Source organism: Nocardia sp. NPDC004582, assembly GCF_053602115.1.
Map to the genome: position 1 here is coordinate 1 of NZ_JBSGCY010000192.1, position 9,911 is coordinate 9,911.

At 70.3% G+C, this 9,911-nt stretch carries 10 protein-coding genes; 7 read left to right on the top strand and 3 right to left on the bottom strand.

Annotation, left to right across the window (positions count from 1 at the left end; all coding sequences use genetic code 11):
• Window positions 1-1,348 (bottom strand): DUF6049 family protein (locus ACWELJ_RS31335; RefSeq protein WP_452369704.1); only part of this gene is annotated, 1,348 nt, incomplete at its 3' end.
• Window positions 1,345-1,899, bottom strand: a complete 555-nt coding sequence (locus ACWELJ_RS31340; protein ID WP_452369705.1) for an NUDIX hydrolase — start codon at window positions 1,897-1,899, stop codon at window positions 1,345-1,347. The genes ACWELJ_RS31335 and ACWELJ_RS31340, both read right to left, overlap by 4 nt.
• 173 nt (window positions 1,900-2,072) lie before the next feature.
• Between ACWELJ_RS31340 and ACWELJ_RS31345 the strand changes: the two genes are divergently transcribed.
• Window positions 2,073-3,539, top strand: a complete 1,467-nt coding sequence (locus tag ACWELJ_RS31345; RefSeq protein WP_452369706.1) for a CCA tRNA nucleotidyltransferase — start codon at window positions 2,073-2,075, stop codon at window positions 3,537-3,539.
• A gap of 13 nt (window positions 3,540-3,552) precedes the next feature.
• Here the strand turns inward: ACWELJ_RS31345 and ACWELJ_RS31350 are convergent, their stop codons facing one another.
• A complete protein-coding gene (locus ACWELJ_RS31350) occupies window positions 3,553-4,461 on the bottom strand; it encodes a hypothetical protein (protein WP_452369707.1) in 909 nt (302 codons plus the stop codon).
• Window positions 4,462-4,520: 59 nt separating this feature from the next.
• On the opposite strand from ACWELJ_RS31350, the gene ACWELJ_RS31355 reads away from it, so the two are divergent.
• The 6 genes from ACWELJ_RS31355 to ACWELJ_RS31380 form a co-directional block, all read left to right on the top strand.
• Complete coding sequence (locus tag ACWELJ_RS31355; RefSeq protein WP_379102951.1) at window positions 4,521-4,934, top strand: TOBE domain-containing protein; 414 nt, start codon at window positions 4,521-4,523, stop codon at window positions 4,932-4,934.
• Window positions 4,935-4,954: 20 nt separating this feature from the next.
• A complete protein-coding gene (modA, locus tag ACWELJ_RS31360) occupies window positions 4,955-5,698 on the top strand; it encodes a molybdate ABC transporter substrate-binding protein (protein ID WP_452369708.1) in 744 nt (247 codons plus the stop codon).
• Complete coding sequence (locus ACWELJ_RS31365) at window positions 5,698-6,465, top strand: ABC transporter permease (RefSeq protein ID WP_452369709.1); 768 nt, start codon at window positions 5,698-5,700, stop codon at window positions 6,463-6,465. Before modA ends, ACWELJ_RS31365 begins: the two co-directional genes overlap by 1 nt.
• 5 nt (window positions 6,466-6,470) lie before the next feature.
• Window positions 6,471-8,090, top strand: a complete 1,620-nt coding sequence (locus tag ACWELJ_RS31370) for a DUF885 domain-containing protein (RefSeq protein WP_452369710.1) — start codon at window positions 6,471-6,473, stop codon at window positions 8,088-8,090.
• Entirely contained in the window at window positions 8,087-9,205 is a 1,119-nt protein-coding gene (locus ACWELJ_RS31375; RefSeq protein WP_452369711.1) for a sulfate/molybdate ABC transporter ATP-binding protein, read from the top strand. Before ACWELJ_RS31370 ends, ACWELJ_RS31375 begins: the two co-directional genes overlap by 4 nt.
• Window positions 9,206-9,333: 128 nt before the next feature.
• Window positions 9,334-9,911, top strand: a 578-nt coding sequence (locus ACWELJ_RS31380) for a LamB/YcsF family protein (protein ID WP_452369712.1), incomplete at its 3' end; no start/stop codon positions are given.

A 9,911-nucleotide genomic window follows, 5' to 3' on the forward strand; every position in this document is an offset into this window, starting at 1 on the left:
CCAAGTCGGGGGCGCCGGGTTCGGCGGCGCCGCCGGGCGCCGCGGGGGTCGCGGGCGGGGTCCTGGCGGTGAGCAGGTTGGAGCGGCCGTCGGCCGGGGCGACCGCGTTGTCGGCGAGCACGGTGGTGGTGAAGCCGTGGTGCGCGAAGAGCGCGGCGCCCTCGTTGTCCACGGTGCCCGCGTCCGGAATGGCCACGCCGCGCACCGATTTCACTCCGAGCACGGAGTCGACGAGGTCGGCGGGCGCGTTGAGCGCCCGGTCGGCGAGTGTGACGTCCCCGGCCGCGGCCAGCGCGTTGGGGTCGACCTGCGCGAACGGCAGTGCGGTCACACACATTCCGGGCGCGAGGGTGCGCAGTCGTTCCAGCCACGCCTTGGCGGCCCGGCCGCCGCTGCCGGACCGGGTGGTGCCTTCGGGGTCGGAGGGGCTGGCCAGTACCCGGTAGTCCTTGGTCATGTCGGACACGGTGATGAGCAGGTCCGGGTCGACGGCCAGGCAGACCGCGTTGATCAGGGTGCGGTCGCGGGTGCTGTCGGGTTTGACGATGCTCTCCAGGGCCGAGAGCAGCTGGTCGAGCCGTCCGCCCTGGGCCAGTGAGGCGGCGAGGTCGTCATCGGTGAGCAGGGCTTGGGCGTCGGGTGCGCCGGGCTGTCCGGCGACCAGACGGGGCCGGTCGGCCAGCGGCCACAGCAGGGTGGTGGCCACCGGCGGGGCGTCGACGCCGGGCTGGCCGGGCGCGTGTTTGGGGTCGGCGCCGCCGGGCACGCCGAGCACGGGCAGCAGGAAGCGGGCGTCGTCGAGGCGGGCCTGGCCGCCGTAGGCGGGTTGCCCGTTCACATTGAGCAGCAGCGGGTAGACGCCCGGCGCGTCGATGTTCAGCGACGAGATGCCGCTGGGCAGCTCGGTTCCGGAGTGCAGGGCGACGGTGACGCTGAACTGTTTGCGCTGTCCGGCGGTCAATCGATCTGCGACATCCTGGAATTCGCCGGTGACGTCGTAACTGGCCTGATCCAGGCGCAGCGTGGTGCGCAGCGCGCTGGGGTTGGTGACGGCCGCGCCGCGCTGGATGCGGACGCTGACGTCGTCGACCGGCCGGTCACCGATATTGGTCACGGTGCCCGACACCACGAAGTAGGGGTCGCTGCCGGCCGTGATGGCGGTCGGCGTCACCGAATCCAGTGACAGTTTCAGGAATTTGGGTCCACTGTTCTGTCCGCTACCGCTGCCGGTGGGTTCGGCGGCGGCAATGGGCGTGTCGATTCCCGGGCCGATTCCCAGTGACGTGAGCACCGCCAGCATTACCGCGACGAGTGAGAGCAGCGTGCGCCGCGATCCCGCACGCGTCATTGTCTGCCGTTCTCCATCCGGTCGATCAGCCGATTGGCGACCTCGGCCAGCCTGCGTTCGTCAGCGTAGGCGAGCCGGGAGTCCAGTTCGCTCAAGGGAACCCAGGCCACCTTGGTGACCTCGACGTCGGCGTCGGAGAGTTCACCGCCTAGTGAACGCATCAGGTAATGGTGCACGGTCTTGTGTACCCGCCGGCCCTCGGTGACGAACCAGTAGTCGATACTGCCGAGTTCGGCGACCACGGTGCCGTGGATGCCGGTCTCCTCCTGGACTTCCCGGATGGCGGTCTGCTCGGAGGTCTCGCCTTCTTCGATGTGTCCCTTGGGCAGGGACCAGAGCAGGCGTCCACGCCGGTCGGTGCGCCCGATGAGGGCGGCGCAGCGCTTCTCGCTGGGGCCGTCGAGGCCGTCCACCACGAGTCCGCCCGCGGAGGTTTCGCGGACGGTGCGCATGCGCGGTTTCGGCGCGCCGGTGGCTTTCGCCGCATTACCGGCCGAACCACGCCGCCGGGGCTGGCGGCGTCGACTGTTCGCACGATCGGCCGGGGACACTGCGTCAGTCTATAGGGGCGGGCGGCGCTGCCCGCCCCAGCGCGGTGGCTCCTATATATACGGAGCTCTCATAGCAGGTAGACACCGGTCGTGACACGGCACGCCGGATGCCGCCGCCGGGTGGCGGGACACTATTCGGGGATTGCGCCCACGTGCGACTAAGCTGCGTCTTCGTGGTTTCGCCGAAGTCCGAGGATGTCGCTGTCGAGGATCGCCGTACTCGTTTGCTGGCGGCGGCCGCGATAACTCTCGGCCGGCTCTCCGATGTGCTGACTCCGCTGGGCGAGCTGTTCGCCGCGCACGGCCATCAGCTGTATCTGGTCGGCGGCAGCGTCCGCGACGCGGTGCTCGGCCGGCTGGGCACGGATCTGGATTTCACCACCGACGCCCGCCCCGAGGTGGTGCAGGGGCTGATGCGCGGCTGGGCCGATCACCTGTGGGATACCGGCGGTCTGGCCTTCGGCACGGTGAGCGCGGCCAAGGACGGCCAGCAGTTGGAGATCACCACGTTCCGCAGTGACGCCTACGATCGGGTCTCCCGCAATCCGGAGGTCACCTTCGGCGACACCCTCGAGGGTGATCTGGTCCGCCGTGACTTCACGGTGAACGCCATGGCGGTGCGGATCGGCGCGCTGGGCGAGCTGGAGTTCGTGGACCCGCTGGGTGGTGTCGAGGCGCTGCTGGCCGGGGTCCTGGATACGCCTGCGCTGCCGCAGGATTCGTTCGCCGACGACCCGCTGCGCATGCTGCGCGGCGCGCGTTTCGTCTCGCAGCTGGGTTTCGAGCTGGCCCCGCGGGTGCGGGCGGCGATCGTGGAGATGGCTCCCGAGATCGACCGCATCACCGCCGAGCGGGTGCGCACCGAGCTGGACAAGCTGATCGGCGGCGAGTACCCGACCGACGGTATCGACATCATGGTGGAGACCGGTCTGGCCGAGCGGGTGCTGCCCGAGGTTCCGGCCATGCAGCTGGAGATCGACGAGCACCACCAGCACAAGGACGTCTACCAGCATTCGCTGACGGTGCTGCGCCAGGCCATCGACCAGGAGGAGGGCGATCCGGACCTGGTGCTGCGTTGGGCCGCCCTGCTGCACGACATCGGCAAGCCGCCGACCAAGCGCAATGAGCCCGGCGGCGGCGTCAGCTTCCATCACCACGAGGTGGTGGGCGCGAAGATGGTGCGAAAGCGCCTGCGCGCCTTGAAGTATCCCAAGCAGTTCACCGAGGACGTGGCGCGGCTGGTGTACCTGCACCTGCGGTTCCACGGCTACGGCAAGGGCCAGTGGACCGATTCGGCGGTGCGCCGCTACGTGACCGACGGCGGCGAGCTGCTCCCCCGCCTGCACAAGCTGGTGCGCGCCGACTGCACCACCCGCAACAAGCGCCGGGCCGCCGCGCTGCGCTCCACCTACGACGGGCTGGAGACCCGTATCGCGGCGCTGGCCGAGCAGGAGGATCTGGCGCGGGTGCGGCCGGATCTGGACGGCAACGCGATCATGGAGCTGCTGGATCTGAAGCCGGGCCCGGATGTCGGCAAGGCGTGGCGTTTCCTGAAGGAATTGCGCCTGGACCGCGGCCCGATGACCCGCGACGAGGCGGAAGCCGCGCTGCTCGAATGGTGGCCGACGCAACAGGTCTGAGAGTTGGGTTCGCTCAGAAGATGATCAGCGTCGTCCCCGCCACGATGGCCGATCGGATCTGCGCGAGATCGAACGATCCGGTGATGCCCGGCAGATCGATCCGGAAGAACACATGCTCGCCGACCAGTTCGGCCCGGCTGATTCGCGCCTGACTGGGCAGCCCGGTCAGCGGAATCGGGTTGAGTGTGGTGAATCGCTTGGGCGCGCGCACTTTTCGCCAGTGCGCGCGGTGCACGGTGATCGACAGGACGTTGTCGGTGACCTCGGCCGCGGCCAGCGCCCGGATTCGGCGCCGCCGGTGCCGGGCCAGGATCAGTCCGTCGGCGGCGGGTTCGAGTTCCCAGTCGGGCTGCCAGCTGTTGATCCATTCCAGCAGTGCCGCAAGGGTTATCACGCCGGTGAGGTCGAGCTGTGAGGTCCGGACCTTGGTCGGGACGCCGGGGATGAGCCGCAGCCCGTGGGCGATGACGGTCAGTTCCTCGATCGGATGGGTGTTCCAGAGCAGTCCGGTGAGCACGGTCTTGGCTTGGAAGTGCGCGCCGCGCCGCCGCACCTTGAGGGTGTGCAGGGTGGCTCGCATATCGCTGCCGAGCAGGGTGGCGCTGACCTCCTGGCCGCCGAACTGGCTGAGGATGCCTTCGGACAGCAGGGTCATGAGGACGTCGGGCATCAGCGCGGTGACGGTTCCGGACCCGAAGTCGGCGGCCGGTTCGAGCCAGGCGCTGGTGAAGCTCGTCCACTGCTCCACCCAGACCTGGTCGAACAAGCGTCTTCCGAGGTCCATGCCCAGGTCCACCGCGCGCAGGGGCGACCAGGCCTTCGGATCGAAATACGTGGCCATGATTGCTTCGAGCGTACTGGCCACCGGTGACGACGCCAGCGGCGTGAAGGTGAACAGGAACACTCCGAGACCTCTTGTCATCCGTACTTGCGGATGGATTGGATTGATATCTCCGTAGTTGCGGCTATATCCTGCCTGTCATGCCCGAAATACGGATTCGTGACGCCGCGCAGCTGCTCGGCGTCAGCGACGACACGGTGCGCCGCTGGATCGACGGCGGCGTGTTGTCCGGCCGCAAGGACGAGTCCGGTCGCCTGGTGGTGGACGGCGGCGAGCTCGCGGAACTGGCCGTCGAGCAGGCCCGCACGCCGCAGACCCGGATGGGTAGCGCCAGTTCGGCGCGCAATCGGTTTCCGGGACTGGTCACCAGGGTGGTGGCCGATACCGTGATGGCACAGGTGGAGATGCAATGCGGACCGTTCACAGTGGTGTCGTTGATGAGCAGCGAGTCGGTGCGCGAGCTGGGGCTGCAGCCCGGCAGCGTGGCGTGGGCGAGCGTCAAGGCGACCACCGTCGTGGTGGAGACGGCGACGGAAGCCGGTGGCGCGGCCTAGGTTTCAAGTCCGGTGCGGCCTTGTCCGCGACCGCTGTCCTGGGCGCGGGCCTGCTCGCGGGGTGCGGGTCCACGTCGGAGGGCGCCGAGACCAAGACCGTCACGGTGTTCGCGGCCGCGTCGCTGAAGCAGGTGTTCACCCAGTTGGGCACCCAGTACGAGGCCGCGCACCCGGGGACGAAGGTGACGTTCTCCTTCGCCGGTTCCTCGGATCTGGTGGCGCAGTTGAACCAGGGCGCGCCCGCCGACGTCTTCGCCTCCGCGGACCAGAACAATATGGACAAGGCGGTGAAGGGCGGCCGGATCACCGACAAGCCGCGGACTTTCGCCACCAATGTGCTGACCATCGTGACGCCGCCCGGTAATCCGGCGCACGTCAACTCGCTGGCCGACCTGTCGCACGCGGGTCTGCGGCTGGTGGTGTGCGCGCCGCAGGTGCCGTGCGGTTCGGCCACCAAGAAGGTGACCTCCGATGCCGGAGTGGCGGTCTCGCCGGTGAGCGAGGAATCCTCGGTGACCGATGTGCTGGCCAAGGTGACCTCGGGTCAGGCCGACGCCGGGCTGGTCTACGTCACCGACGCGGCGGGCGCGGGCGCCAAGGTCACCACCGTGAACTTCCCGGAATCCGCGAAGGCCGTGAACACCTACCCGATCGCGACGGTGGCGGATTCCAAGAACGCGGCCGCGGCGTCGGACTTCGTCGCCCTGGTCACCGGACCGGACGGTCGGAAGGCGTTGCAGCAGGCCGGTTTCGGGCAGCCGTGATGCGTCCCCCGGTCTGGTTGCTGCTGCCGGCCGCCATCGGCTTCGTGCTGGTGGCCGGTCCGCTGGTGGCGCTGACCGGGGCGGTGGACTGGTCGCATTTCCTGGGCCTGATCACCTCCGAGTCCTCGCGGGTGGCGCTGGAGTTGAGCCTGCGCACCTCGCTGGCCGCCGCCGCGTTGTGCGTCCTGCTGGGCGTGCCCATGGCGGCGGTGCTGGCCCGGGTCCGGTGGCGCGCGATGCCGGTGCTGCGGGCGCTGGTGTTGCTGCCCTTGGTATTACCGCCGGTGGTGGGCGGTCTGGCGCTGTTGTCTCTGTTCGGCCGCCACGGCCTGGTGGGCCGCGAATTGGAGTCGCTCGGCATCCGGATCGCGTTCAGCACGACCGCGGTGGTGCTGGCGCAGACCTTCGTCGCCCTGCCGTTCCTGGTGATCACGCTGGAGGGCGCGATGCGCACCGCGGGTGATCGTTTCGAGCGGATCGCGGCGACCCTGGGGGCGCGGCCGTCGGTGGTGTGGTGGCGGGTGACGGTGCCGCTGCTGCGCCCGGCCCTGGTGTCGGGCACGGTGCTGGCGTTCGCGCGGGCGCTGGGCGAGTTCGGCGCGACCCTCACCTTCGCGGGCAGTCTGCAGGGCCGGACCCGCACCCTGCCGTTGGAGATCTATCTGCAACGTGAGTCCGATCCGGATGCCGCGGTGGCGCTTTCGCTGCTGCTGGTGCTGGTGGCGGCGGTAATCGTGCTGGTCGCGTACCGGCGAACGCTAACGTGACCACCATGTCGCCGATCTTCGCCTCCCGTGCCGAGCGCATCGTCGATGCGCTGCTGACCGCCGATCCGCACCTGGCCGCCGAGGTCGGTGATCATCGCGCCGACGACCGGCTGCCGGATCTGTCGCCGGGAGCGGTGGCCGAGCGGGTCGCCATGCTGCGCGAGGCCTCGCACACGCTGGCCGAGGTGGATCCCGACGACCTGGCGCCGGAGGACGGCGTCGATCTGGCGCTGCTGCAGCAGCGGGTCGACGGCCTGCTCTTCGAGCTCACCGAGATCCGCGAGCACGAGTGGAATCCGCTGGTGCACAATCCCGGTCCGCTGCTGCATCATGTGATCGCCCGCCCGTTCGCGCCCGCGGAGGTCCGGCTCGAGGCGCTGCGCGCCCGGCTCGAGGCGCTGCCGGACGCCTTGGCCACGGCTCGCACGCTGCTCGGTGAGATGCCGGGTGTCCATGTCGGGACGGCGATCGGCCAGTTCGACGGGGTGGCCGCGCTGGTGCGCGATCAGGTGCCGGCGCTGGCGGCCGAGGCGCCCGGGTTCGTCATCGAGCCCGCCGCCACCGACGCGGTGTCGGCGGTGAAGGAGTTCACCTCCTGGCTGGCCGCTCGCCTGGACGGCGCGGACCGTGACCCGCGCCTGGGCCGTCGGCTGTGGGAGGCCAAGCTCTGGCACACCCTCGACACCGAACTGGGCTCGCGGGAGATCCTGGACCGCGCCCACCGTCATCTCGAGCGGCTGACCGGCGAGATCCGTGCGGCGGCGGGCGAACTGCTCGGCGTCGCGAATCCCGACGACGACACCGTGCGCCGGGCGCTGGATCAGGTGTCGGCCGAGCGCCCGTCGAATGACACGGTGGTGGGCGCGGCCACCGCCGCGCTGGCCGAGGCCACCGCCTTCGTCCGGGAGCACGACCTGGCCTCGCTGGTCGAGGACCCGCTGGTGATCCAGGAGATGCCGGAATTCGCGCGCGGGGTGGCCGTGGCCTACTGCGATTCGGTGGGTCCGCTCGAAACCGCCGAGCTCCCCACCGTTTTCGCCATCGCCCCGACCCCGGCGGACTGGTCGGCCGAGCGGGCGGCGTCGTTCTACCGCGAATACAACGACCACATGATGCGCAATCTGACCGTGCACGAGGCGATGCCCGGTCACTATCTCCAGTTGGCGCGGGCCCGCCGTTTCCGCGGTTCGACCGCGGTCCGCGCCTTGTGCGCGAGCGGCACGTTCATCGAGGGCTGGGCCGTCTACGCCGAGCAGCTCATGGCCGACACCGGTTTCGGCGGGCTGCCGGTCCGGTTGCAGCAGTTGAAGTCCCATCTGCGCATGACCATCAACGCCATCCTGGACCAGTCCGTGCACTGCGACGGCATGACCGAGTCCGAGGCGATGCGCCTGATGCTCGACCGCGGCTTCCAGGAGGAGGGCGAGGCCGCCGGCAAATGGCGTCGCACCCTGCTCACCTCCACCCAGCTCTCCACCTATTTCGTCGGCTACACCGAGGTGGCCGCCCTGGCCGCCGCACGTCCCGCTACGACCGCCCCGCGGGACTGGCACGACGCGCTGCTCGCCCACGGCTCCCCCGCGCCCCGCCATCTGGGCACCCTGCTGGGCGGGCTGACGCCGTGATCGGGCTCGAGGTGTCCGTCCGGCTGCACGATCGGGATGTCCAGGTGGCCGTGGAGGTTCCGGCCGGTGCGGTGCTGGCGGTCCTCGGCCCCAATGGCGCGGGCAAGTCGAGTCTGCTGGATGTGGTTGCGGGCCTGGCCGTTCCGGATGATGGGTATGTCCGGCTCGACGGGCGGGCGCTGACCGATACCTCGACCCGCGTCGCGGTGCCGCCGCATCACCGGGGCGTATCCCTGTTGGCGCAGGACGCGCTGCTGTTCCCGCATCTGTCGGTGGAGGCGAATGTCGCGTTCGGCCCCCGCAGCCGGGGCATGCGCGGGAAGGCCGCGGTGGCGCTGGCGCGGGAATGGTTGCGGGCGGTCGAGGCGGCGGAGCTCGCGGACCGTTCGCCCGATTCCCTGTCGGGCGGTCAGGCGCAGCGAGTCGCGCTGGCCCGGGCGCTGGCCGTGCATCCACGGGTGCTGCTGCTCGACGAGCCCATGGCCGCTTTGGATGTGACCGCCGCCCCGGCCATGCGGGCCTTGCTGCGCAAGGTGTTACGCCCGCACGGTGAGGACGCGGCCTTCGCCGATGCGCGTCCCACGGCCACGATGCTGGTGACCCACGACATCATCGACGCGGTGACCCTGGCCGATCGGGTCGTGGTGATCGAATCCGGCCGGGTCATCGAATCCGGTTCCGTCACCGAGGTGCTCGCCCGCCCGCGCAGCCGTTTCGCGGCCCGGATCGCCGGGGTGAATCTGATTCTCGGTACGGCGCTGCGCGGCGAGAGCGCCGGTCTGGGCGCCGTGACGGACGGCGTCACCGAGGTTTTCGGCCGGGCGCAGGACGAGTGGACGCCCGGTGGCGACGCCGCGGCGGTGTTCTCGCCGGCCGCGGTGGCGGTGCATCTGGACCATCCGGAGGGCAGTCCCCGCAATGTGTTCCGGGTGCGAGTGTCCGAGTTGGAGGATCGCGGCGGGATCGTGCGGGTGCGCGCGGTGGACGGCCCGGGGGCGGCCGCGGGCCTGGCAGCGGATCTGACTCCGGCCGCGGTGGCCCGGCTGGGCGTGGCCCCCGGCATGGAGGTGTATTTCGCGGTGAAGGCGACCGAAGTGGACGTATACGCGTATTGACGTCCGGAGCGACCGCCGGAAGCCCTCGCACGACGCTGTGATCCATGACACAGTTTCTGTCGTGACATTCTTGTCGCCGGATGCGGGCGCGCCCACAATCGGATCACGACGACAGCGGGAGGACGTGGATGACGCTGGATCTGAACAGCGACCTCGGCGAGGGTTTCGGCGACTGGGCCATGGGCGATGACGCCGCCATGCTGGACGTGGTCACCAGCGCGAACATCGCCTGCGGCTTCCACGCGGGCGATCCGGCCATCATGCGCCGCACCTGCGCCCTGGCCGTCGAGAAGGGCGTCCGGATCGGCGCGCACGTGGGCCATCGCGATCTGGCCGGATTCGGCCGCCGCGCCATCGCCGTCACCCCGGCCGAGCTGCGGGACGAGACGCTGTATCAGATCGGCGCGCTGGCGGGTTTCGCCGCCGCGGCCGGGGACCGGGTCCGCTACGTGAAACCCCATGGCGCGCTGTATCACCAGGCCGGCGCCGACCGGTCGCTGGCCGACGCGATCGTCGCGGCGCTCCGGGATTTCGACCCTGATCTGGCCCTGCTGGGCCCGGCGGGCACGGAACTCGAGCAGGCGGCCGGGGCCGCCGGAACTCCCTTCGTCGGTGAGGGTTTCGCCGATCGCGCGTACACGCCGGAGGGTTTGCTCGCCCCGCGCGGGCTGCCCGGCGCCGTGCTCGGCGCGGACGCGGCGGTGCC